At 72.0% G+C, this 23,485-nt stretch carries 22 protein-coding genes; 11 read left to right on the top strand and 11 right to left on the bottom strand.

Going from position 1 to position 23,485, the window contains the following annotated elements:
• Positions 1-26: 26 nt before the first annotated feature.
• Both AC5WRL_RS10725 and AC5WRL_RS10720 read right to left on the bottom strand, forming a co-directional pair.
• Positions 27-1,274: an APC family permease gene (locus AC5WRL_RS10725; protein WP_496088171.1), complete on the bottom strand. Its 1,248-nt coding sequence runs from the start codon at positions 1,272-1,274 to the stop codon at positions 27-29.
• Positions 1,275-1,423: 149 nt separating this feature from the next.
• Positions 1,424-2,254 carry an oxidoreductase gene (locus tag AC5WRL_RS10720; protein WP_496088170.1) on the bottom strand — a complete coding sequence of 277 codons (831 nt, stop codon included), beginning with the start codon at positions 2,252-2,254 and terminating at the stop codon, positions 1,424-1,426.
• 89 nt (positions 2,255-2,343) lie between these two features.
• On the opposite strand from AC5WRL_RS10720, the gene AC5WRL_RS10715 reads away from it, so the two are divergent.
• Positions 2,344-2,919 carry a TetR/AcrR family transcriptional regulator gene (locus tag AC5WRL_RS10715; RefSeq protein ID WP_496088169.1) on the top strand — a complete coding sequence of 192 codons (576 nt, stop codon included), beginning with the start codon at positions 2,344-2,346 and terminating at the stop codon, positions 2,917-2,919.
• A gap of 169 nt (positions 2,920-3,088) precedes the next feature.
• Positions 3,089-3,967, top strand: a complete 879-nt coding sequence (locus AC5WRL_RS10710; RefSeq protein WP_496088168.1) for an MBL fold metallo-hydrolase — start codon at positions 3,089-3,091, stop codon at positions 3,965-3,967.
• 33 nt (positions 3,968-4,000) lie between these two features.
• Here the strand turns inward: AC5WRL_RS10710 and AC5WRL_RS10705 are convergent, their stop codons facing one another.
• Genes AC5WRL_RS10705 through AC5WRL_RS10695 form a run of 3 tightly spaced genes read right to left on the bottom strand, consistent with a single transcriptional unit; the run spans position 4,001 to position 5,504 of the window.
• Positions 4,001-4,471: a hypothetical protein gene (locus AC5WRL_RS10705; protein ID WP_496088167.1), complete on the bottom strand. Its 471-nt coding sequence runs from the start codon at positions 4,469-4,471 to the stop codon at positions 4,001-4,003.
• On the bottom strand, positions 4,429-4,680 hold the full coding sequence (locus tag AC5WRL_RS10700; protein ID WP_496088166.1) for a DUF397 domain-containing protein: 252 nt from the start codon (positions 4,678-4,680) through the stop codon (positions 4,429-4,431). Before AC5WRL_RS10700 ends, AC5WRL_RS10705 begins: the two co-directional genes overlap by 43 nt.
• Positions 4,677-5,504, bottom strand: coding sequence for a helix-turn-helix domain-containing protein (locus AC5WRL_RS10695; RefSeq protein ID WP_496088165.1), 828 nt, complete (start codon positions 5,502-5,504; stop codon positions 4,677-4,679). Before AC5WRL_RS10695 ends, AC5WRL_RS10700 begins: the two co-directional genes overlap by 4 nt.
• A gap of 113 nt (positions 5,505-5,617) precedes the next feature.
• Here AC5WRL_RS10695 and AC5WRL_RS10690 point away from each other — a divergent pair, with 113 nt between their 5' ends.
• Positions 5,618-6,094 (top strand): ATP-binding protein, encoded by a 477-nt coding sequence (locus AC5WRL_RS10690; RefSeq protein ID WP_496088164.1) that lies wholly within the window; start codon positions 5,618-5,620, stop codon positions 6,092-6,094.
• A 4-nt stretch (positions 6,095-6,098) separates the two neighbouring features.
• Here the strand turns inward: AC5WRL_RS10690 and AC5WRL_RS10685 are convergent, their stop codons facing one another.
• A complete protein-coding gene (locus AC5WRL_RS10685) occupies positions 6,099-8,156 on the bottom strand; it encodes a serine/threonine-protein kinase (RefSeq protein ID WP_496088163.1) in 2,058 nt (685 codons plus the stop codon).
• A gap of 88 nt (positions 8,157-8,244) precedes the next feature.
• Between AC5WRL_RS10685 and AC5WRL_RS10680 the strand changes: the two genes are divergently transcribed.
• Positions 8,245-8,919 (top strand): class I SAM-dependent methyltransferase, encoded by a 675-nt coding sequence (locus tag AC5WRL_RS10680; protein ID WP_496088162.1) that lies wholly within the window; start codon positions 8,245-8,247, stop codon positions 8,917-8,919.
• Here AC5WRL_RS10680 and AC5WRL_RS10675 read toward each other — a convergent pair.
• Both AC5WRL_RS10675 and AC5WRL_RS10670 read right to left on the bottom strand, forming a co-directional pair.
• Positions 8,885-9,568: a GNAT family N-acetyltransferase gene (locus AC5WRL_RS10675; RefSeq protein WP_496088161.1), complete on the bottom strand. Its 684-nt coding sequence runs from the start codon at positions 9,566-9,568 to the stop codon at positions 8,885-8,887. The two genes, AC5WRL_RS10680 and AC5WRL_RS10675, sit on opposite strands and share 35 nt — an antisense overlap.
• A gap of 40 nt (positions 9,569-9,608) precedes the next feature.
• Entirely contained in the window at positions 9,609-9,746 is a 138-nt protein-coding gene (locus tag AC5WRL_RS10670) for a hypothetical protein (RefSeq protein WP_496088160.1), read from the bottom strand.
• Positions 9,747-9,827: 81 nt separating this feature from the next.
• Here AC5WRL_RS10670 and AC5WRL_RS10665 point away from each other — a divergent pair, with 81 nt between their 5' ends.
• Positions 9,828-10,442 (top strand): CGNR zinc finger domain-containing protein, encoded by a 615-nt coding sequence (locus tag AC5WRL_RS10665; RefSeq protein ID WP_496088159.1) that lies wholly within the window; start codon positions 9,828-9,830, stop codon positions 10,440-10,442.
• Here the strand turns inward: AC5WRL_RS10665 and AC5WRL_RS10660 are convergent.
• Positions 10,425-11,579: a hypothetical protein gene (locus AC5WRL_RS10660; protein ID WP_496088158.1), complete on the bottom strand. Its 1,155-nt coding sequence runs from the start codon at positions 11,577-11,579 to the stop codon at positions 10,425-10,427. The two genes, AC5WRL_RS10665 and AC5WRL_RS10660, sit on opposite strands and share 18 nt — an antisense overlap.
• Before the next feature lie 142 nt (positions 11,580-11,721).
• Positions 11,722-12,879 (bottom strand): peptidoglycan recognition protein family protein, encoded by a 1,158-nt coding sequence (locus tag AC5WRL_RS10655; RefSeq protein ID WP_496088157.1) that lies wholly within the window; start codon positions 12,877-12,879, stop codon positions 11,722-11,724.
• Positions 12,880-13,072: 193 nt separating this feature from the next.
• Here AC5WRL_RS10655 and AC5WRL_RS10650 point away from each other — a divergent pair, with 193 nt between their 5' ends.
• The 4 genes from AC5WRL_RS10650 (at position 13,073) to AC5WRL_RS10635 (ending at position 17,943) form a co-directional block, all read left to right on the top strand.
• Entirely contained in the window at positions 13,073-14,467 is a 1,395-nt protein-coding gene (locus tag AC5WRL_RS10650; RefSeq protein ID WP_496088156.1) for a nitrate/nitrite transporter, read from the top strand.
• Positions 14,468-14,581: 114 nt separating this feature from the next.
• Positions 14,582-15,754: a uroporphyrinogen-III synthase gene (locus AC5WRL_RS10645; RefSeq protein ID WP_496088155.1), complete on the top strand. Its 1,173-nt coding sequence runs from the start codon at positions 14,582-14,584 to the stop codon at positions 15,752-15,754.
• Between the two features lie 90 nt (positions 15,755-15,844).
• Positions 15,845-16,843, top strand: coding sequence for a CehA/McbA family metallohydrolase (locus AC5WRL_RS10640; protein ID WP_496088154.1), 999 nt, complete (start codon positions 15,845-15,847; stop codon positions 16,841-16,843).
• Positions 16,844-17,208: 365 nt separating this feature from the next.
• Positions 17,209-17,943 carry a dienelactone hydrolase family protein gene (locus AC5WRL_RS10635; RefSeq protein ID WP_496088153.1) on the top strand — a complete coding sequence of 245 codons (735 nt, stop codon included), beginning with the start codon at positions 17,209-17,211 and terminating at the stop codon, positions 17,941-17,943.
• Positions 17,944-18,149: 206 nt separating this feature from the next.
• Here AC5WRL_RS10635 and AC5WRL_RS10630 read toward each other — a convergent pair whose 3' ends face one another.
• Positions 18,150-18,833 carry a GNAT family N-acetyltransferase gene (locus AC5WRL_RS10630; RefSeq protein WP_496088152.1) on the bottom strand — a complete coding sequence of 228 codons (684 nt, stop codon included), beginning with the start codon at positions 18,831-18,833 and terminating at the stop codon, positions 18,150-18,152.
• A 399-nt stretch (positions 18,834-19,232) separates the two neighbouring features.
• Here AC5WRL_RS10630 and AC5WRL_RS10625 point away from each other — a divergent pair, with 399 nt between their 5' ends.
• The gene (locus AC5WRL_RS10625; protein WP_496088151.1) at positions 19,233-21,611 is read left to right on the top strand and encodes a HelD family protein; all 2,379 of its coding nucleotides are present in this window, start codon (positions 19,233-19,235) and stop codon (positions 21,609-21,611) included.
• Positions 21,612-21,989: 378 nt separating this feature from the next.
• Complete coding sequence (locus AC5WRL_RS10620; RefSeq protein WP_496088150.1) at positions 21,990-23,408, top strand: NAD-dependent malic enzyme; 1,419 nt, start codon at positions 21,990-21,992, stop codon at positions 23,406-23,408.
• The last annotated feature ends 77 nt before the right edge of the window (positions 23,409-23,485 follow it).

The raw sequence follows: 23,485 nt of genomic DNA, 5'->3' as shown, positions 1-23,485 counted from the left end.
CAGGCCAGTCGGTCCCGTCAGGCCCGTCAGGCCCGGCGGTCGCCGATCGCGTACGCGGCGGCCCCGGCCGCCAGCACCGCCGTCCCGGTGAGCACCGATCCGCCCGGAAGCGTGAACGCCAGCAGCAGACACCCGCCCAGACCCAGCACCGGGATCACCCGGTGGGGCCGCCCCTCCGCCGGAGTCAGGGTCCGGGCGGCGGCATTGGCGATCGCGTAATACACCAGCACCGCGAACGACGAGAACCCGATCACTCCCCGCACATCCGCCACCGCCGCCAGCACCGCCACCACACCCCCGACCGCCAGCTCCGCCCGGTGCGGCACCCCGAACCGGGGATGCACGGCCGACAGCCCCCGCGGCAGACGCCGATCCCGCGCCATCGCCAGCACCGTCCGTGACACCCCCAGCAGCAACGCCAGCAGCGCGCCCAGCGCCGCTACCGTGGCCCCCACCCGGACCACCGGCGCCAGCCACCCGGCCCCCGCCACCCGCACCGCCTCGGCGACCGGAGCCGCCGACGCGCCGACCCCGCCCGCGCCGAGCACCGTCAGCAGCGCCACCGCCACCAGCACGTACACCACCAGCGTGATCCCCAACGCCACCGGAATCGCGCGCGGAATCGTCCGCGCCGGATCCCGTACCTCCTCCCCGAGCGTCGCGATCCGCGCATACCCCGCGAAGGCGAAGAACAGCAGCCCCGCCGCTTCCAGCACCCCGCCCCAGCCGACAGCGGACCCCGGCACCGCGCCCGCCCCGCCCGAGCCGCCACCCGACACCAGACACGCCGTCACCACCGCGCCGAGCACCGCCAGCACCACCGCCACCACCACCCGGGTGACCAGCGCCGACTTCCGCACCCCGAGGTAATTGACGGCCGTCACCGCCACCACGGCCGCCACCGCCACCGCGTGCGCCTGCCCCGGCCACGCGTACGTGCCCACCGTCAGCGCCATCGCCGCACACGACGCGGTCTTGCCGACCACGAACCCCCAGCCGGCCAGATACCCCCAGAACGGGCCCAGCCGCTCCCGCCCGTACACATACGTGCCACCCGAGGCCGGATAGCGCGCCGCCAGCCGCGCCGACGACATCGCGTTGCAGTACGCCACCACGGCCGCCAGTCCAAGCCCCAGCAGCAGCCACCCGCCGGCCGCCCGTGCGGCCGGCGCCAGTGCGACGAAGATCCCCGCGCCGATCATCGACCCGAGCCCGATCACGACGGCGTCGAACACCCCGAGCCGCCGCCGCAGTCCGCCTTCCGGCTGTCCCACCGTGCACCTCACCCGAGTCTGTCGCCGCGTTCCGGTCCGTGCGGACGAGACGCTAGCTCAGCGGAGAGCGCCCAAAGGTGGCCGGTGAGGAGACCGCGTCGGACATCGCGGTGACGCGCTTCCCCGGCGATGCCCGGCTGTGCCGCTGATCAGCGGGGGAGCCCGACAGCTCGGGTGATGACACTGTCGAAGGCGCGGTCGGGCAGAAGGCGGCGCAGGGAGATGAGCGGTTTGGCGCCGAAGCCGGTGGCGTAGCGGGTTCTGGGACGCCGGGCACTGACGGCCTTGCCGATGGCGTCGGCGATGACGGAAGGCGGGGAGTTGCGTTTGGCGTTGGCTTCGGAGCGCAGCGAGGAGGCGACGGCCTTGGCCTGGTCCTGGTAGGGGCCGGTGCCGGATGCCTCTTCGAGTTTGTCGGCCGCGATGCCGCCCCATTCGGTGGCGATGCCGCCGGGTTCGATGACGACGACATCGATGCCGAAGGGTTTGGCCTCCAGCCGGAGGCAGTCGCTGAGCGCTTCGAGGGCGAACTTGGTGCCGTGGTACCAGCCGCCGAGCGGGGTGTAGATCTTGCCGCCCATCGAGGTGATGTTGACGACGGTGCCGGCGCGCTGGGCGCGCATGTGGGGCAGGACGAGCTGGGTCAGGCGCAGGGCTCCGAAGACGTTGACGTCGAACTGGCGGCGGGCCTCCGCCATCGGAACGTCTTCGATGGCCCCGTAGGAGCCGTAGCCGGCGATGTTGATGAGGGCGTCGATCCGGCCGGTTTCGGTGATGATCCGGTCGACGCCCGCGTGCAGGGAGTCCTCGTCGGTGACGTCCATGGTCAGGGCGTGGATGCCGCGCTCGGTGAGGGGCCGCAGTCTGTCGGTGCGGCGGGCGGCTCCGTAGACGGTGAAGCCGAGGTCGCGCAGCTTGAGCGCGGTGGCCTCGCCGATGCCGGAGGAGGCTCCGGTGACGAGGGCGGTCTTGGTAGGCATGGGGAGTCCTCACGGGTAATATGAATCACGGTTCACCATCTATCGTGAACCAGCATTCATCTTTGTGCAAGTGGAGGGAGTCCATCCCGGTGAACCAGGCCAGGCCGCCGCGCGCCGACGCGGTCCGCAACCGCAAGAAGATCCTCGCCGCGGCCGGTGAGCAGATCGCGGCCCACGGGCCCGACGTCGGCATGGAGGAGATCGCGGCTGCCGCAGGGGTGGCGGTCGGGACCCTCTACCGGCACTTCCCCACCAAGACGGACCTGGTCGCGGCCGTTGTCGGCGCGTGTGTCTCCCGGGTGGCCGACGACGCCGAGGCCACCGCCGGCCGTGTCGCCTCCGGCGCCCGCGCGGCGGACGAGCTGGTGGCGATCCTCGGCCGCGTGATCGAGTCGTCGGTCGCGGACCGTGCCGTCAAGGCCGCCGCCCAGAGCCTGGGCGCGGAACCAGGTCACCAGGGCGACGAGAACCGCGCCCGCCGCGCCGTCGCGGCCCTGATCGCAGCAGGGCAGGAGGACGGCGACATCCACCCCGATGTCACCGTCCACGACATCTACCTGATCTTCTCCACCGCCCCCACCGACCAGCCCGAACCCGCCCGCACCCGCTGGCTCACCCTCGTCCTGCCGGGCCTGACCCCCCAGGCCCGGCCGGCAGCGAGCTGACGGCCGCAGGACTCACCCGCACCACAACCCCCTCTGTCCCTCTGCCGAACTCGCCCTCGGCGAGGGCGTCGAGCCGGCTCCGGGGCCCTCGCCGGGCGGTGCCGCCCCTCGCGCGACCGGCTCCGGCGGGGCTTCGCCGCGGCCCGTGGTGCGTGGCAGTATCCCGGCCATGCCCCTCAACGTGCCCCGTCTCCGGATCGGTTCCACCGAGATCATCGCCCTCACCGACGGCGAGGGCCCGTTCTTCTCCCCGCGCGCCGAGGCGTTCCCCCAGGCCACCGCAGCTCAGTGGGCCGATGCCGACCGCTATGACCCCGGCGCCGTCGACGCCGAGGACCGCTGGCAGCTCCAGTTCCGCGCCTACGCGATCCGCACCGACAAGGGCCTCACCGTCGTGGACGCCGGGATCGGTCCGGCGGACAGCCCGGCCGCCTCATGGGCACCCGTGCCCGGCACGCTCCCCGCCTCACTCGCCGCCGCGGGCATCGACCGGGCCGAGGTCGACACCGTCGTGCTCACCCATCTGCACACCGACCACGTCGGGTGGGCGGTCGTCACCGATGCGGCCGTCCCACCAGCGGTCGGCGCCCCCGCGCCCGGCGGCACGGCCGGCGGTCGCCGCCCCTACTTCCCGAACGCCGAATACCTGCTCCAGCGAGCCGAGTTCGACGCCCTCGACACGCTCAACCCGCAGCTTCGCGAGACCCTCACCGACCCACTCACGGCAGCCGGCCAACTCCGGCTCCTCGACGGGGACACGCCACTTCGCGCCGGGCGCGCGGTCGCCACACCGGGGCACACACCCGGGCACCAGAGTGTGCTGGTCGCTGACGGGCGCGAACGGGTGCTCGTCACCGGCGACCTCCTGGTGCACGCCCTCCAACTGCTCCACCCCGAACTCGCCTACGCGCACGAGAACGACCCCGAGACGGCCAGGCGTTCAAGGGAGCGCATGCTCGACCGCGAAACCGCCACCACGTCGCTGCACCTGGCGACGCCGCATCTGACGGAGCCGTTCATCGACCTTGGGCGTCCGCACCTGCCGTGAAACCGCCCGACCCCGGTCGCGGTGCGCGCGCGGTCAGCCGCGTTCGACGGCGCGCACCGCCGAGACAACGGTGGTGAAGTTCCGCAGCAGCTCACCATCGGCGGTGAACACCAGCTCCGTGTGGCCTGGCGAGAAATCGAGCCCGCGCTGCTGCGACAGGAACTCCGTCACCTGTCTGCACAGGGTCTCGGTGTCGATGCCCTTGCCGTCCTGGAGGACGGTGATGAAGTACGGGGCGCCCGAGTCGTCCAGCGTCACATGGATCCGGGCCACCTTCTGGGCGGACTCGTCGTTGCCGTACAGCGTGCGGTACTCCTCGGCGGTCACCTGTGCGCGCTCGCGCATCAGGGACGCCACGGTCGGCCCCTGCTCCTGCTCGCGCCCGGTCCGGTACCCGAGAACGGCGGCGAGGGCGATGAGGCTGACCGCGAGCAGAATCCCGACGCCGCCGAACATCGGCTTCAGCCGGTGATGCGCGTTACGGATGCGGTGAAGTGCGACCACGAGTCCGGACTTACTGTGAGGGTGGGGCCAGTGAGGTTCTTGGAGTCACGAATGTGCACGGCATCGCCCGGGCAGCGGGCTACTTCGACGCAGTCGCCGCCCTCGGTGCCGCTGTAGCTGGACTTGTGCCAATCGAAGGCCACTTCGAGGCAGGCACCGCCGTTGTCACCGCTGTAGCTGCTCTTGAACCAGGTCAGTGTGGTGTTCATGACTCTCCTAGCAACCGGTCCAACAGGCTCTTGCTCTCCTCCGGGTTGAGAGCTTGCGTCCGCAGCATTGCATACCTCTGGGACATGTTGCTCACCTCATCCGGATGGTCGATGAGATGGCTGCCGTACTGGTTCTCAGAATAGGCAAGGTGCTGGTGATCGGGGGTTTCCAGCAGAATGAACGGGCCGTTCAAGGCCGCGTGAGTCTCCCGGCCGAGTGGCATGATCTGGAGCGAGACTCCGGGCAGATCGGCGCAGGCCCGTAGATGTCGGAGCTGCACGCGGAAGGCCCCCGCGCCGCCGATCCGGTCGCGCAAGATTGCTTCCGACATGATGAAGCTGGCGCTGATCGGGCTCTTCCGGTGCAGCACCGCCTGCCGCTCCAGCCGGGCGGCGACCCGTTGTTCGATCTCCTCTTCGGTGAGCACGGGCAGATGGCTGCGGAAGACCGCTCGGGCGTAGCCCTCGGTCTGGAGCAGACCGGGCAGCACCTGGTTCTCAAACCACGAGAGCGCGAGCGCCTCCTGTTCCTTGGTGACGTATTCCACCGCCCAGATCGGAAACTTCGCCTCCTCCGGCAAGTTGTCCACCATCACCCACAGCACCCCCTTGGTCTCCAGCAGGTCGTCCAGCCGCTCCGCCAGGTGCGGCAGCAACGGCCGCCGTCCCTGTTCGATGGAGGCGATGGTTTCCTGGGCGACGCACGCCCGCTCGGCCAGTTCGGGCTGGGACAGGCCGGCCTGCGACCGCAGTCGGCCTACTACCGCGCCGACCGTCTTCATGGTGGTCTTGTTCTTCTTGCGGCTGTTGCTCCTTGGGGCCATACGGATTCAACTCCCCATCCGGTTCCGTACGTGACCGAAAATCACCCGTACTCCGCAGCCGTACGAGGTCACTTACTGTCGGACACTACGCACGGATAGCCACCTTTGGGGGCGTGGACAAGGACTTTCACCAGATCTGTGTACGCGAGCGGTTCTACCGCCGCGACAAGCGCAACGTATTCGCCGCTCGTCGGTTTGTCCGAAAAGCAGTGAGGGACTGGGGAGCCGAGCTGCGCGAGGACGATGTCCTTCTGTGCGTAAGCGAGTTGGTGACGAACGCGATCCTGCACGGCGTACCGCCGGGGCGGGGGTTCTATCTCTATCTCTGGCTCACCACCGACGCCGTGCTGCGCCTGGAGGTGCACGACAGTGGCGATGGGCACCCGCGCATCCGGGACCTGGACGAGGGCGGGGAGACCGGGCGCGGGCTTCGGCTGGTGGAGGCGGTGTCCGACTGCTGGGGTGTGGGAGCAAGGGATCCCGGCAAGGTGGTGTGGTGCGAGTTCGTGCTCGACCCGGACACCGTCCGCGACCACCTCGGTCCGCCGCCCGGCTGGCGGTTGGGCGGCGGGAGTCCGATGATGTCCTGAATCCTCAGCCGTCCTCGCAGCGTTCCAGGTCTTGCAGTGAGGGGCTGTCGCGGGATTCGCCGCCGAGGAGTGGCATGAGTTCACTCTGGTAGAGCTGTTGCCAGCGGCCGTCCTTGATGGTGTCGCGGATGACGTCGCACACCGCGCCCTGGAGGGCCCGTTCGCCGGCCTGGAGGCCGACACCGTAACGTTCGGTGGTGAAGGAGCGGGGCAGCATCTCCAGTTCGTCCTCGTGCTGGGCCTTGAAGCCCGCCAGGATCAGGTCGTCCGTGATGACCGCGTCGTAGTGCCGGTCCAGCAGCTGCCGTACGCACATGTCGTAGTCCGACCTGGTGTCCACTTCGAACTTGCCCGGCCAGCCGTTCTCCAGGATTCCCACCGAGGTGGAGTTGTCGCCGGTGCACACCCGGGTGCCGTCCGGCAGGTCGGCCGGGCCCGATGCGCCCTCGTACGCGCCCTGGCGCATCAGCATGGTCTGGCCGGTGATGAAGTACGGTCCGGCGAACGTCACGCCCAGCTCGCGGCGTTTGTCGGTGATGCTGTACGTGGCGACGACCAGGTCCAGTTGGCGTTGGAGGAGCAGACTCTCCCGGTTGACGCTCGACACGACCACGAACGTCACCTCGGTGTCCGGGTCGAAGCCCAGCGCGGCGGCGATCAGGCGGGCGAACTCGATGTCGAAGCCGGTCCATTGGCCGTTGACCTGTTCGCTCAGGCCGGGTTGTTCGGACTTGACCCCGATCCGCAGCATGCCGCGGGCCTGGGCGCCCGCGATGGTGGGGGAGGAGTCCGCCAGATCGCCGCTCCCGCCCCGGTCCGGGCCCCACAGCAGCCAGCCGCCGCCCGCCAGCAGGGCCAGGGCCAGCGCGATCCCGGTGCCCGCCCACCACCGCCGGCCCTTCGGCGCCGCCGGGGCGGCGGGCGGCTCCGGCGGGAGGGCGGGTGGCGGGGCGGGCGGCAGGGCCGGGGGCTCCTCGCGGGCGATCCGGCGCAGCGCGTCCTCCGCCTCCTGAGCGGCCATCCGGTGCCGGGGCAGTTTCCGCAGCAGTCCCTCGATCACCGGCGCCAGCGGGCCCGCGTACCGCATGGGCGGGGTGGGGGAGTCGCGCGCCTCCTGCTGGATCTCCAGCTCGTCGAGGCCGGCGAACGGCTTGCGGCCCTCCACCATCTCGTACAGCGTGACGCCCAGCGACCACAGGTCGGACGCCGGGCTCGCCCGCCGGTCCGGGCCGGGCGAGAAGTAGCCCAGCTCCGGGGCGAGATAGGGCACCGTGCCGATGACCGCGTGCGAGCGCGTGACCTGTACCGCGCCCTCGAAGGTGGCGATGCCGAAGTCCATCAGCAGCGCTCTGCCGCCCTGCCGGAAGAGGATGTTGTGCGGTTTGACGTCGCGGTGCAGCACCTGCGCCGCGTGCACGGCGCGCAGGCCGCGCAGCACCTGGAGCGCGATCCGCGCCGCCCGGGGCACGGACAGCCGGCCCTCCTCGCGCAGTACGTCGGCGAGCGAGCGGGCGTTGAGCAGTTCCATGACGATCCACACCTCGCCCTTGGCCGCCGGCCCGTCCGCCACGCCCTCCATGTCGGCGGGGCCCTCGATGATGTCGTAAACGGCGATGACGTTCTGGTGGCGGCTGCGGGCGATGGCCTGCGCCTCGCGGCGGATGCGTTTGACCAGCTCCGCCTGGGTGTGCGGGTCGATGCCGCCGCGCGGCAGCACACCCTTGACGGCGACCGGGCGGCCGAGCGCGGTGTCCATGGCCTCCCACACCACTCCCATGCCGCCGTGTCCGATCTGCCGGCGCAGCTGGTAGCGGCCGGCGATCACCGGGTACGGGCCGGGTGGGGCGATCGGCCGGGTGATGGTGGCGGGGGTTTGCGCGGCGGGGTCCGGTGTCGTACGGCCGGGAAGCTTGTACGTGTCGGGATCGGGGTCGGGCTCGGGTTCGGGTTCGGGTTCGGGATAGCGGTCGTCGTCGGGCTCGGAGCCGGTATCCGGGTCCCGGCGCAATTGTCTGGTGTCCTCGGCGTCGCCGCCTCCCGCCCCGGTTTCGATGCCGTGCATGGGCCCCCACTCAATGAACGGTCAGTCCTGTTCGTCAGGTTAGACACTCATCCGGAAAACATCACCGGACCGCGTAAAGTCTCCGTTCATGTCTGACGCCACTCGCGATGCGTATGACGCGATCTCCGGGCAGTACCAGGAGCTCGTCAAGGAGGTGTTCCACCGGCAGCCTCTCGAACTCGGGCTGTTGGCCGCCTTCGCCGGGCTGGTACGTGGTACGGGCACCGTCGCCGACATCGGCTGCGGGCCGGGGCATGTGACGGCCCACCTGACCGGGCTCGGTGTGCCCGCCTTCGGGATCGATCTCACCCCGGGCATGATCGGGCTGGCCCGGGCCGCGTACCCCGAACTGCGCTTCGAGACCGGCAGCATGCTCGATCTGAGGGCGCTGGTGCCGGACGGCTCGGTGGCCGGCGCGCTGGGCTGGTACTCGCTCATCCATCTGCCGCCCGCCCAGGTGCCCGTCGCGCTGGCCGAGTTCCACCGGGTGCTGGTGCCGGGCGGCCGGCTGCTGCTCGGCTTCCAGACCACGGAGCTGGGGGTGACCGGCGATCCCGTGCCGTTCGACCACAAGGTGACCCCCGGCTGGCTGTGGCCGGTGGACACGCTGGCCACCACCCTCAACGCCGCCGGGTTCGCGGTCGGCGCGCGCATGCGGCGCGAGCCGGGGCCGACCGACCGGCGCTGTCAGGGGTATCTGTTCGCCGTCAAGGAGGCCGAGGCCGGGCTCACGGACCGAACAGCGCCCGCGCCCCGTCCGTGAGACCGTCGATCGTCACCGGGACCGTACGGTGCGCCGCCCAGTCGGCGCGGTCAAGCCGCAGCCGCTGGAGCGTGCGTCGGCGGCCCTGTACGGACAGGGTGGCCAGGCCGTCGTCCCGGTAGCCCAGCTTGCGCGACACCCCGAGCGAGCGCGGGTTGTCGGTCATGGCCGCAGAGGTCATGGCGCGGGCGTCCAGACCCTCGAAGGCGAGGTGCAGGGCCGCCGCCCGCATCTCCGTACCGAGGCCCTGGCCCTGGTGCGGCAGGCCCAGCCAGGAGCCGGTCTCGGCCTCCCGCGTCACCGGGTAGTCGGCGGCGATGAGGTCCTGCCGGCCGATGACGCGGCCCTCGTACCGTACGGCCAGGCTCAGCGTCCACGCCTCGGGCCGCCAGCCGGCGATGGTGCCGAGCAGGTGCTGGAAGGTGCCGCGGGCCCGTTCCGCCGGGGTGGTGTCGGTCCAGGGGACGCTGAACGGCATGTACCCGTCCGCCGTGACCCCGCCGGCCGCCACCGCCGCCAGTTCGGCGAGCCGGTCCAGGTCGGGGAGCCGCAGCTCCAGGCGGGGGGTGGTGAGGCGCAGTCCGTACAGCGGCCAGGTGTGCCCGGGGTCTTCGGCGTCCGTGGCGTCTGTGGCGTCCGTGGCGTTCATGGCGGGATGCTGCCGGAACCGCGCAGGTCGGGTCGAGCGATTATGCGCGTGTCCGCTGTCGGGGGGAGGGCTGGTGGCCGTGGCGGATCGCGTGGCCGGCGTCGATGCCGTACGCCGCTTCCGCGCCGATCCGGCGCAGCCAGCGCGCCAGGGAGCGTACCCGTGTCCGTATCCGCATGATCCGCATGGTGAACCGCCGCCTCCGCGTTAAGGTGTATAGAGGAGCTACAGCGGTTACAGTAGCAGGGCGGAGTAAGGTATGAAAGTCTCTTTTTCCGATTACGTGCAGGGGGCGGGTCTTGCCACCGACCTCGTCAACACCTCACCCCAGGTGTGGAAGACCGTCGGCGAGATGCTGGGCGACCCCGCCGGACTCGCCCGCTTCCTCGACGAGCACGGCGTCGGCCACCCCGCCCACCCCGCCCACCCCGGGCGTCCCGGCCACCCCACCCCCACCGACCTGCGCCAGGTCCACCAACTCCGGGACGAACTGCGCGCCGTCCTCGAAGCCGGCACCGAGGACGAGACCGTCACCCGCGCCAACGCCCTCATCACCCGCGCCGCCACCGGCCCGGTCCTGGAGCGCGACGCCGCCGGCCAGTGGCAGTGGTACGTGACCACCGCCCCCGGCGCCACCCTCGCCGACCAACTCGCCGTCCTCACCGCCACCGGCCTGCTCGGCGCCCTGCGCACCCTCGGCCACACCCGGTTCCGGCCCTGCGGCTGTGCCACCTGCGACGGTCTGTTCGTCGACACCAGCCGGGCCGGCCGCCGCCGCTACTGCATGCCCGACCGGTGCGGCAACCGCGTCAACGTCGCCCGGCACCGCGCCCGCAGGCATGCCGAGGCCGGTGACTCAGCCGACCACCCGTGAGAACGGCGGCTGGGTACGCTCCGCGCCCGCCGTCCGCCCCGTCCAGCGGTACTTCTCCGCGTAGCCCTCCTGCCGCACCACCCCATCGGGACCCACCACCCGGACACTGTCCGCCACGTAGTACGTGCCGTCGCCCAGCGCCTCGAAGCCGAACTGGCCGTGGAAGTCGAAGCCGTCGCTCACCGTCAGCAGCCGGCCGTACTCCCGCTCCGGCTGGCCCACGATCTCCCCGCGCACCGGGCGGGCCGCGCCGTCGATCACGAAGAACGAGTAGTTGGGGAATCCGGCCTTCGCCCCCACGTACACCGCCAGGAACCAGTCACCGGTGTACGGGTCGTACTCCAGGTTCTGCACCCCGTACCTGGTGTTCCCGGTGTACGCGAAGAACTTGCCGTCCGTGCCCGCCGGGCCGCTGTGGTGCGGGGCCGCCTGCGTCAGCGTGCGCTCGTAGCGGCGCCAGTCGGACACGTCGTACTCCAGGATCACCTGGTGGTCGTTGTCGGTCCGCCGCGTGTTGGAGTAGACCCCGTACGCCACCTTGAGGGTGTCCTTGCCCTGCCCGGCGCGCCTGCCGAACGCCGGCCCGAACGCCACCCCGTCGATGCCGCTGCACCCGTACCGGTGGTCAGCGGTGTCGGCCGTGTCGCCGTCGAAGACGCCGTCCCCGTCCATGTCGGCGGTGAAGTCCGCCACCACCTCGTTGAGATAGACGGCCGTCATCACGCCGTCCCGTTCGGCGTTCATGCCGATCCGGTTGATCTTCTTCACGTCGAAGATGGCGATGTAGAACGCCTCTTCGGCCTTGTACTCCAGCGAGCCGTAGACCCGGCCGTCCCTCGGGTTGAGATCGAGATCCCCGAGATGCCCGGTCAGGCCCTCCACCGTCCCGATGACACCGCCGCGCAGATCCGTCTTCACCAGCATCTGGGTGAAGGACCAGTACATGAAGCCCTTTTCACGGTCCAGCGCCACCCCTTGGAGATGGGAGGTGGGCCAGGCACCGCCGTTGATCTCATCGGGGAGGGCGGGCAGGGACGGCCTGCCCCGGGTCTCGTGGGCCGACGCCACCGCCACCGCCGGGGCGGAAGCGAAGAGCAGCCCGGACAGTACGGCAAGGACGGCGAGCTTACGCATCATGGGGCCTCCTCGGACACGTTGTACCGCGACATCCCGATCCTGGGGAGCGGGGATGAACGCGGCGCGCCGGGCAACCAGCCCCCGGCGACGCCCGCGTGAACAGAAGTCATGTGCCCCCGAGGCGGCTCAGCCCCGGGGCGGCTCAGCCCCGCGCCGCCACCGCCTCGCGCAGCGCGGCGAGTTCGGCGTACATCACCTCGCCGGGGCAGTCCGTCGCCAGCCAGTCGCTGTGCCCGCTGATCCCCGCGACCTCCTTCTCGGTGCCGTTGACCGGGTTGACATAGGTGACATCGGCCAGCGGGTCGCGGCCGTGCAGCCGGAACACCGTACGCACCAGCCGGGTGAGCGAGGCACGGGCCGCGTCGGTCGGGCCCCGCTCCGTGAGGTCGCCGATCAGCGCGATGCCCAGGTTCCCGGAGTTGAAGCCGCCGACGTGGAAGGCGGTGACCAGGTCGCCGTCCGCGTTGTGCGCCGGCAGGCCGCCGTCATCGCCCGAGTAGCGGCCCTCGTAGATCCGGCCCGCCCCGTCGATGAGGAAGTGGTAGCCGAGGTCGCCCCAGTCGTTGGTGATCGCGTGGAACTCGTAGATCCCGCGCACCGTGGCCGCCGGGTCCGGGTCGTCGTTGGGGGTGGCGGTGTGGTGCACCGTCAGGGTCTGGAAGGGATAGAAGGCGACCGGCGTGTTCTCCGTACCGTCCGGGTTGAGGCGCAGCGACTCGTCGGCGCCCCAGGCGGCCCGGGAGAGGTATTCCACGCCGCGCACCCGGGTCGGGTCGGACGGGACGGGGATGCGGTGGCGCGGGCCGCGCGCGGTGTCCAGGGCCACCGATATGAGGGAGGTGGCCGCGTCGGGGGCCCTCAGCTCGTAGCCGGTGGCGCGGCGGGCGGCCACCAGCAGCCGGCCGCCGTTGCTGTCCGAGCAGCCGCCGGTGCTCAGCGGCGCCCAATGGCCGGCCGGGTCGTCGTCCGCGCCGGTCAGCCGGATGGCGCCGCCCGCCGCGCTGCGCGAGCCGGCCCAGGCGACGCCGACGAAGCCGATCGGGAACGCGGTACGTACCGCCTCCTCGCCGGTGGCCGCCGCGCTCCTGGTGCGCGGGAAGGACTGCTCCGTCATGCCGTCCGGGACGTCGGCATCGGAGTGGCCGTCGCCGCCGGAGCCGGAGCCGGAGTCGGAGCCGCCGGTCGCCGCGATGACCGCCGGAGTCAGCGCGGCACCGGCCGCCACCGCGCCCGCGGCGCCGATCAGCCCGCGCCGGGTCACCCGGGACCTCGGACGGTGGGATGTGGGGGGAACCGTCATGATGTCGTTCCTAACGCAGTGCGTACGTGGGGAGTTCACACGCCTCCCATCCCTAGCAGATGTCCCGCCCCGGCCGCTCACGCGCCCCGCCGCCCCGCCGTGAGTGCAAGGTTGCGTCCGTGTCATCTTTGGGCACAGCGGCGAAACGCGGCCTGCCTACCGTGCCCGGAAAGACATCGACGATGGAGGCGCCATGAACAGGCCGGGGCCAGGGGCAGCAACACGATCGCGCACCGCCTCCGGGCGCTGGATCGCCGAATGGGACCCGGAGGACGAGCGGTTCTGGGCCGAGAAGGGCGAACGGATTGCCCGCCGCAACCTCGCCTTCTCCATCCTCTCCGAGCACATCGGCTTCTCCATCTGGACGCTGTGGTCGGTACTCGTGCTGTTCATGGGGCCCGAGTACGGCATCGACCCGGCCGGCAAGTTCTTCCTCGTGTCGGTCGCCACCCTCGTGGGCGCGATCGTCCGCGTCCCGTACACCTTCGCCGTCGCCCGCTTCGGCGGCCGGAACTGGACCGTTGTCTCCGCCGCGATGCTGCTGCTGCCCACCATCGCCGCCTGGCTGGTCATGGAACCCGGCACCTCGTACACCACCTTCCTCCTGGTCGCCGTCCTCACCGGCGTCGGCGGCGGCAACTTCGCCTCCTCCATGACCAACATCAACTCCTTCTTCCCGCTGCGGAAAAAGGGCTGGGCGCTCGGCCTCAACGCGGGCGGCGGCAACATCGGGGTGCCCGTCATCCAGCTGGCCGGGCTGCTGGTCATCGCCACCGCGGGCGACGGCAGCCCCCGGGTGCTGCTCGCCGTGTACGCGCCACTCATCGTGCTCGCCGCGGCCCTCGCCTGGCGCCACATGGACAACCTGCTGACCGTCACCAACGACACCGGTGCCGCCCGCGAGTCGGTGCGCGACGGGCACACCTGGATCATGTCGTTCCTGTACATCGGCACGTTCGGGTCGTTCATCGGCTACAGCTTCGCGTTCGGGCTCGTGCTCCAGAACCAGTTCGACCGCACCCCGCTCCAGGCCGCCTCCATCACCTTCCTCGGGCCGCTGCTCGGCTCCCTCATCCGCCCCGTCGGCGGGGCGCTGGCCGACCGGTACGGCGGGGCGCGCATCACGCTGTACACCTTCTGCGGCATGGCCGCCGCCACCGGCGTCGTCATCCTCGCCTCGCAGCGCGCGTCGCTGCCGGTCTTCCTGGTCGGCTTCATCGCGCTGTTCGTGCTCACCGGACTCGGCAACGGCTCGACGTACAAGATGATCCCCGGCATCTACCACGCCAAGGCGCGGGCGCTGGGCCTGCGCGGCGAGGCGGCGGCGGCGTACGGACGCCGGCTGTCCGGCGCGGCCATCGGGCTGATCGGCGCGGTGGGCGCGCTCGGCGGACTCGGCATCAACCTCGCCTTCCGCCAGTCGTTCCTGTCCACCGGAACCGGCACCGCCGCGTTCATGTCCTTCCTCGCCTTCTACGTGGCCTGCTGCGCCGTCACCTGGGCCGTATACCTGCGCGGCGGCGCGCGGGAGGCGGCGGCCGAGGAAGTGCCGGGGCAGCGGCAGCAGCCGGCGTACGCGGGCGTGTGAGCGCGGCCCGCGCCGTAACGCCCGGGAAACACGACGAACGCGGGCCCGTCACCCACCATTGACAGGCTCGGACGTCCGACCGGCCCGACCCCACTTGCCCTTGGGAACCACCAGATGCAGCGAGATCCCCAGCCGATCCACCCCCTGGCCGGATTCACCGTCGGGGTGACCGCCGCGCGCCGGGCGGAGGAGCTGATCGCCCTGCTGCGGCGGCGCGGCGCCGACGTGCTGCACGCCCCGGCGCTGCGGATCGTCCCGCTCTCCGACGACGACGAACTGCTGCACGCCACCCGGGCGCTGATCGCCGACCCGCCGGACGTGGTCATCGCCACCACCGCGATCGGCTTCCGGGGCTGGGTGGAGGCGGCCGAGGGGTGGGGCATCGGACAGGAACTGCTGGCCACCCTGGGACGGTCCGAGGTACTGGCGCGCGGGCCCAAGGTACGCGGCGCGATCCGGGCGGCCGGGCTCACCGAGGAGTGGTCGCCCGGCTCCGAATCGATGGCCGAGGTGCTGGCGCGGCTGCTGGACGACGGAGTGAACGGCGGGGTGAACGGCGGGGTGGAGGGGCGCCGGATCGCGCTCCAGCTCCACGGCGAGCCGCTGCCCGGCTTCATCGAGGCGCTGCGGGAGGCGGGCGCCCAGGTGGTGGAGGTTCCCGTGTACCGGTGGATGCCGCCGCAGGACATCGGGCCGGTGGACCGGCTGATCGATGTGACGCTGGCGGGCGGCCTGGACGCCCTGACCTTCACCAGCGCCCCGGCGGCGGCCTCCCTGCTGCGCCGGGCAGAGGAACGCGGGCTGCTGGCGCCGCTGCTGGCGGCGCTGCGCCGCGACGTGCTGGCGGCGGGCGTGGGGCCGGTGACCGCCCTGCCGCTGGAATCGCGGGACGTACCGGTACGGCATCCCGAACGCTTCCGGCTCGGGCCGCTGGTGCAACTGCTGTGCACCGAACTCCCGGGCCGGGCCCGTACCCTGCCGGTGGCCGGCCGCCGCCTTGAGGTACGCGGCCACGCGGCGATCGTCGACGGCGAACTCCGCCCGGTCCCGCCGGCCGGCATGGCCCTGCTGCGCGCCCTGGCCCGGCGCCCCGGCTGGGTGGTCCCCCGCGCCGAACTGCTCCGCGCGCTGCCCGGCACGGGCCGCGACGAACACGCGGTGGAGACGGCGATGGCCCGCCTGCGCACCTCACTGGGCGCCCCGACGATCATCCAGACGGTGGTCAAACGCGGCTACCGCCTGGCCCTGGACCCCACCACCCCCACCGGCGACAAATACGCCCCGTAGCCCCCGCAATGACCGGCATCTGGCACGGTGCGGCACCTCTTCCGGCGTCGAGCCGTTCAGCTCCTACAGCCGGGGAAATGAGGAGGCCGGATGGGGCGCGGTGGCTGGTACCGGGGGGACTGCCATGTGCACTCGGCGCACTCCGACGGCGAACTCACCCCCGCCCGGCTGCTGGCCGAAGCCCGAGGGCTGGGGCTCGACTTCCTGGTCAGCACGGACCACAACACCACCGCCGCGCACGGCGCCTGGGCCGCCGGCCGGGCTGATCCGCTGGTCATCCTGGGTGAGGAGGTCACCACCGCCACCGGGCACTGGCTGGCTCTCGGGCTGCCGCCCGGGCGGCTCATCGACTGGCGGTACGGCGTCGGCGACGCCGTGGTCCGGCGCCACCTGGAGGAAGTCCACCGTGCCGGCGGCCTGTGCGTGGTGGCCCACCCGCACGCCCCGTACCCCACGGGCACCTTCGCGTACCCGTACGACGGCTTCGACGCCGTCGAGGTGTGGAACGGGCCGTGGGCCTCGGACGTGCCCTGGCAGGCCGACAACGAGGCCGCCCTGGCCGAGTGGGGCCGCGCCCTGGCCGCCGGTGTCCGGCGCGGGCGGTGGCGGCCGGCGATCGGCGGCAGCGATGCCCACCTGTCCGGCCAGCTGGGCACCCCGCACACCGTGGTCCGTGCCGACGCGGCCAGTGCCGGGGCGATCCTCGCCGGGTTGTGCGCCGGCCGCAGCTGGATCGCCGGTTCAGTCGCCGTCGGCCTGGCGTTCTCGGTACGCGCCGGCGTCCGCCGGGCCGGTGTCGGGGAGCGGCTGATGGCAGCCGACGACGGTGAGCCGTGCGTGGCACATCTCGCGGTACGCGGCGTGCCGCACGGCACCGTCAGCTTTCACACCGACCGGGGCACGGCCCACCGCGCGTCCCTCCCCGCCGACGGCACCGGCGTCCTGACCTGGCCCACCCGACCGGCCGAATCCCGCTTCGTACGGGTCGAGATCCGCGACGGGCGCGGGCGGATGGCGGCCCTCACCAATCCGGTCGTTCTCCACGCGCACCGCCCCAACCGCCCCGGCCCGCGCCCGCGCCCGCCGTGACTTCTACCCGCCCAGACCTCCAGCGAGGGCCGGCTCCTGGAGGCCAAGGGCAATCTTCAGCGCATGCCGGCGAGCGCCGCGCTCAGCGACGACGAGCGCGCTGCCGGGGACGACGGTCGGGCCGCGCTCGACCAGTTGCCGGAACGGCTGGTGGACATTCCCACCCGTGGTGTTCGGCCACGGAGCCTCCGCAAGAACCCGTTGGCGGAACCGCGGCAGCCACTGCTACGTTTCCGGAGGCCGTGCAGGAGAGCGAGGAGGTGGTACCCGTGAACGTATCGACATGGGTGCTCCCCTCCGGGGTCACGGTCGGGCGATAGGTCGTCCGGGAGCGCCGTTCCATGGCACTCCCGAAAGGCACGACCATGCACTTCACTTCTGAACAGCGTCTCGACGACGCTGTCCTTGAGAGCGAGTTCACCCTCGGTGAGATCCCCGGCATCCTGTGGACGCCCGCATCCGCGTCCGCACCGGTCCCGCTGATCCTGCTGGGCCACCCTCCTCTCGGGCTGCGCAAGATGTACCCCCGGCTGGTGGCCCGGGCCCGGCACGCTGCGGCGGACGGTTTCGCCACGGCTGTCATCGAGCTCCCCGGAAGCGGCGACCGGCCCCGTTGGCCCGCCGCCGAGCAGGCCCGCGCCGACCTGCGCCGGGCGCTGGAGGCCGGCGAGCCGGTCAGCGACGAGATCGTCGACGCCCTCATCCTCCCGCTCGTCGACAAGGCGGTCCCGGAATGGCAGGCCGCCCTGGACGCCCTCCTGACGCTGCCCGGGATCGGCGGCCCGGTGGGGTACTCGGGGGGAGTGATCTCCATCGGGACCCGGCTGGCGGTGGTCGAGCCGCGCATCTCGGCCGCTGTTCTGTTCGCCGGGAGTTTCGTCCCCCGGGCCATGTTCGATGAGGCCCGCCAGGTCACCATTCCACTGCACGTCCTGCTCCAGTGGGACGACGAAGGGAACGACCGGCAGGCGGCCCTGGACCTGTTCGATGCCTTCGGCTCCAAGGAGAAGACCCTGCACGCCAACATGGGCGGGCACACCGGCGTCCCGCAGTCCGCAGGCGACGAAGCGGGCCGATTCCTCGCCCGGCACCTGAAGTGACGCCGGGCCGTCGAGCCACCAGCGGACCGTAAGCCGTGTCGGCCAGGATGCCGCCCGTCCAGGGACAGGCCCCGGCCTCCACGGCTCTCCACACCACGGGCCGCTGCCGGACTCTGGGCAGGGGCCCGTGGTGCCCGAAGCCATGAACGGCTCGACGTCTGTCCCGCGATCCCGAACTTCAGCGGACAGGCAGACGTGAGCCGGTCCTACCTGCTGGAGGGAACCACCGGCCCCCGGGCGATCAGGACGTCGGCCTCGTGGTGCCAGCCCAGGGAGGAGTAAAGGCGCTGGCCTTCCTCACTGGCGATGAGAAGACCGGTACGGGCGCCCTGAGCCACGGCGGCCTCCGCCAGAGCGCTCATCATGGCGCGGCCCAGGCCGCGTCGGCGGTGCGCCGGGTCCGTCTCGATGCGATCGGCGATCGCATCGGCACCGACCACGGCGATGGTGCCGCGCGCCGCAACCTCTCCGGAGGGGTCGCGGAGGGAGACGACCGTGACCGGCCCCTCCGTGCGGACCTCCAGCTCGTACGGCGCGGCGGGTGCGTGCTGCGGGTGCTCGGTCAGATCGGTCGTCATGAGCCACTCGGACCGGTGGAGCAATTCCAGTCCGGCAGCCCTGACGAAGGCTTCGACGGCGCCCGGGCGCAGCGTGGGTACCGTGAGCCAGGTGGTCTGCTGCGCGGCGGCGACGACTGCCGCCAGCCGTGCCAAGGACTCGGGCTCCTCATCCGCACGCAGCGCGAAGACCTCGACCTCACGGCCGGGTTGGTGGCACGTGGACCGCAGGCCGTCCCCGGCGGACTCGACCGGCTCGGCCTCGGGCAGGGAGCGAGCCACGCTCCAGCCGCTCAGCCAGCGTCGTATCAGCCCTGAATCGATCTTCGTCATCCGGTGATTAGAACATGACCGCAACCGGCCGAAACCGGTATGGATGGCCGTGGGCAAGGGAAGCGTCCCCTTCTCGGTCATCACTCTGCGTACACCGGCCGAGGGGCGTGCCCCAGCAACAGGTCGCGGGTCCTGCCCGGCCGGCCGGGCACCCCGCACACCGTGGTCCGTGCCGGCGCGGCCGGTGCCCGGGGCGATCCTCGCCGGGTGGTGCGCCGGCCGCGGCTGGACCACCCGACCGGCCGGCGGCCCTCACCAATCCGGTCGTTCTCCACGCGCACCGCCCCAACCGCCCGGCCTGAGGCCGTGGCGGCACAGCGGTCGCGTACCGTAGTGCGCCGTTCTTCAGTGCAGTGCATATGCCAGTGCCAGCGCGCAGGTCAGAAGGGGGCCCAGGTCGTGGACGTACGGGAGCGGGAGGTCCTTGGCGAACAGCGGCACCTTGACACCGTGTACCGGCGGCTGGAGGAGAAGATCCACGAGGCCGAGTTCCTGATGGCCGACGCCGCGAAGCGGGTGCAGGTCGGTACGCCGGGTGCGCTGGCCGAGCGGGACGCCCAGGTGTTCCAGGCCGGGGCGCACCTGTCGCGGCTCAACAACGAGTTCGAGGACTTCCTCTTCGGCCGCATCGACCTGCTCGCCGGGCAGGACGGGCGGCGCGGGCCGGACGGGGCGCTGACCTCCGTCGAGCCCGCCGAGGACGCGATCCGGCCCGGCCCGGACGGGGAGAGCACGGCCGAGATCGCCGAGACCCTGCACATCGGGCGGCTCGGCGTGCTCGACGCCGACTATGTGCCGCTCGTCATCGACTGGCGGGCCCCGGCCGCCGCCCCGTTCTACCGCGCCACCCCGGTGGCTCCGGGGCGGGTCGTACGGCGCCGGGTGATCCGCAGCAAGGGGCGCAGGGTGCTGGGGGTCGAGGACGATCTGCTCCGCCCGGAGCTGCGCGCCACGCTCGCCGGCCAGGAGCTGCCGGTGGTCGGGGACGGGGCGCTGATGGCGGCCCTGGGCCGTACCCGGGGCCACCGGATGACGGACATCGTGGCCTCCATCCAGGCCGAGCAGGACGAGGTGATCCGCGCCCCCGCCGTCTCCGTCACCGAGGTGACCGGCGGTCCCGGTACCGGCAAGACGGCCGTCGCGCTGCACCGTGCCGCCTATCTGCTCTACCAGGACCGGCGGCGCTACGCGGGCGGCATCCTCATCGTCTCGCCGACCCCGCTGCTCGTCTCGTACACCGAGGGCGTGCTGCCGGCTCTCGGCGAGGAGGGCCAGGTCGCCATCCGCGCGCTGGGCTCGCTGGTGGACGGCGTGACGGCGCAGGCGTACGACGAGCCGCCGGTGGCCCGGATCAAGGGCTCCGCCGCGATGGCGCGCGTCCTGGCCCGGGCGGCGCGCGGCGCGCTGGACGCGCCCCAGGCGCCCGCCCGGCTGCGCGTGGTGGCCTTCAACGCCCGCGTCGAACTCGACGCCGCCGAGCTGGACCGGATCCGCCAGCAGGCGCTCAGCGGCACCGCCCCCGTCAATCTGCTCCGCCCCCGCGCCCGCCGCCTGCTGCTGGACGCCCTGTGGCACAAGTCCGACGCCGCCGGCCGCCGCTACGGCGACGCCGACCTGGCCCAGGAGGCACGCCAGGGCTTCAACGAGGACATCGCCACCGAGGACGCCTTCACCGACTTCCTCGACGCCTGGTGGCCCGAGGTCAGCCCGCTCCAGGTGCTGCGCGCCATGGCCGACGAGGGCCGCCTGGCCCGCTGGGCCCGCCGGGTGCTGCGTCCGCGCGAGGTACGCCAGCTGGCCCGCTCGCTGCGCCGCGTCACCCCGGACGGCGGCGGGCTGTCCGTACACGACGTGGCGCTGCTGGACGAGCTGCGGCAGCTGCTGGGCACCCCGTCCCGGCCCAAGGAGCGCGGCCCGCGCGAGGCGGACCCGCTCGATCTGCTGACCGGCCTGGACGAGCTGACCACCTATGCGGACCGGACCGGCCCCTCCCGCAGGGAGCGCCGGGAGCGGCGCGAGCTGCTGGAGGGGGAGCGCACCGACTACGCGCACATCATCGTGGACGAGGCGCAGGACCTCACCCCGATGCAGTGGCGGATGGTGGGCCGCCGGGGCCGGCAGGCGACCTGGACGATCGTCGGCGACCCGGCGCAGAGCTCCTGGTCGGCGCCGGAGGAGGCGGCGGCCGAGAAGGACGGGGCGCTGGGCTCCCGCCCGCGCCGCCGCTTCGAGCTGACCGTGAACTATCGCAACCCGGCCGAGATCGCCCAGGTGGCCGACCGGGTGCTGGCCCTGGCCATGCCGGGCACGGTACCGCCGCGCGCGGTGCGTACGACGGGGGTACGGCCGGTGTACGAGGTGGCGGCCGGGGCGGCGGGGGCGGCCGGGGCGGCGGGGGCGGCCGGGGCGGCGGGGGCGGATGGCGCGCCGGAGCGCACGCCGGGGCGTGCGGCCATCGCGGCGGCGGCCGGGCGGCTGCTGGCCGAGGTGGAGGGCACGGTCGGGGTGGTGGTGGCGATGGGCCGCCGCGAGCAGGTACGCGGCTGGCTGGCCGGGGTGAGCGAGCGGCTGCTGGTGCTGGGCTCGCTGGAGGCGAAGGGCCTGGAGTACGACGCCACGCTGGTGGTGAGCCCGGCGGAGATCGCGGACGAGTCCCCGGCGGGGCTGCGGGTGCTGTACGTGGCGCTCACCCGGGCCACCCAGCGGCTCACCGTGCTGGCCGGCGCCGCCGACGACCCGGACGCGGGCGGGGTGCCGGACCTGCTGCGGGAGACGTGAGGGGTGCGGAGCCGGGAGCGGAGTGAGACGCAGCGCACAGGCATATGCGCCGTGCGTATGAGGTAGAACGATGAACGGAACGCACGGGCGATTCGACTGCCCGGCCGACTAGTTGTGTTCTGCCATGGTTTGTTAGGCTTTAAGAGGCACCGGCCCGATCCATGCCCCCGGGCCCAACCATTGTCGCTACGAGCGACCACTTGCCGCGAGGCGAGCTGGCGGGTCGGTGTCAAGACTTTCTTCCCGGGCACCCCCCCCTTCGCATACCCCTGCCGTTGTTACGGTCATATAGGTCGATGCCCCTGGGTTACCGGCTACTCCACGGTAGGTGCGACCATTCGGGGGCACGCGTGATGGAGAAAACGAAGGAAGTCGGTCATGGCAACGGCGCCCAGCGTCTCGTATTCGATGACCGTTCGGCTGGAAGTTCCGGCCAGCGGTACTGCGGTCAGTCAGCTCACCACGGTGGTGGAGTCCTCCGGAGGATCCGTCACCGGCCTGGACGTCACCGCCTCCGGCCACGAGAAGCTGCGCATCGACGTCACGATCGCCGCCTCCTCCACGGCGCACGCCGATGAGATCGTGCAAAAGCTCCGGGCCATCGACGGCGTCGCGCTCGGCAAGGTCTCCGACCGTACGTTCCTGATGCATCTCGGCGGCAAGATCGAGATGACCTCGAAGCACCCGATTCGCAATCGCGACGACCTCTCGATGATCTACACCCCCGGCGTGGCCCGGGTGTGCACCCAGATCGCCGCCCACCCCGAGGACGCCCGGCGGCTGACCATCAAGCGCAACAGCGTCGCCGTCGTCACCGACGGCTCCGCCGTGCTCGGCCTGGGCAACATCGGCCCGCAGGCCGCCCTGCCGGTCATGGAGGGCAAGGCCGCCCTCTTCAAGCGGTTCGCCGGCATCGACGCCTGGCCGATCTGCCTGGACACCCAGGACACCGACGCCATCGTCGAGGTCGTCAAGGCGATCGCCCCCGGCTTCGCGGGCATCAACCTCGAAGACATCTCCGCCCCGCGCTGCTTCGAGATCGAGGCGCGGCTGCGCGAGGCCCTGGACATCCCGGTCTTCCACGACGACCAGCACGGCACCGCCATCGTCGTACTCGCCGCCCTGCACAACGCGCTGCGCGTCGTCGACAAGGAACTGGCCGACGTACGGGTCGTCATGTCCGGTGCCGGCGCGGCCGGTACCGCGATCCTCAAGCTGCTGCTGGCGGCCGGCGTCAAGCACGCCGTCGTCACCGACATCCACGGCGTGGTGCACGCCGCCCGCGCCGACCTGGTGGACGCCGCGCCCGGCACCCCGCTGCGCTGGATCGCCGACAACACCAACCCGGACGGGGTCACCGGCACCCTCAAGGACGCCATCGTCGGCGCCGATGTCTTCATCGGCGTCTCCGCCCCCAACGTGCTGGACGCCGACGATGTCGCGGCCATGGCGGACAACTCGATCGTGTTCGCGCTCGCCAACCCCGACCCGGAGATCGACCCGGCCATCGCCCGGCAGACCGCCGCCGTGGTGGCCACCGGCCGCTCGGACTTCCCCAACCAGATCAACAACGTGCTGGTCTTCCCCGGGGTCTTCCGCGGTCTGCTCGACGCCCAGTCGCGCACCGTCAACACGGCGATGATGCTGGCCGCCGCCCGCGCGCTGGCCGATGTCGTCGGCGAGGACGAGCTGAACGCCAACTACATCGTGCCGTCCGTCTTCAACGAGAAGGTCTCCGGCGCGGTCTCCGGCGCCGTCCGCGAGGCAGCCCAGGCCACCCACGCGGACGAGGCGTAAGCCACATCCGCCACCTGCGGGCTCCCGCCCGGCACATCACCACGGTGCCCGCACCGGACGCGCACCGCGCCCGGGCG

This window comes from Streptomyces sp. NTD107, assembly GCF_059510435.1.
Note: the sequence above shows the minus strand (reverse complement) of the source record. Positions and strands in the feature narration are given on the sequence as shown.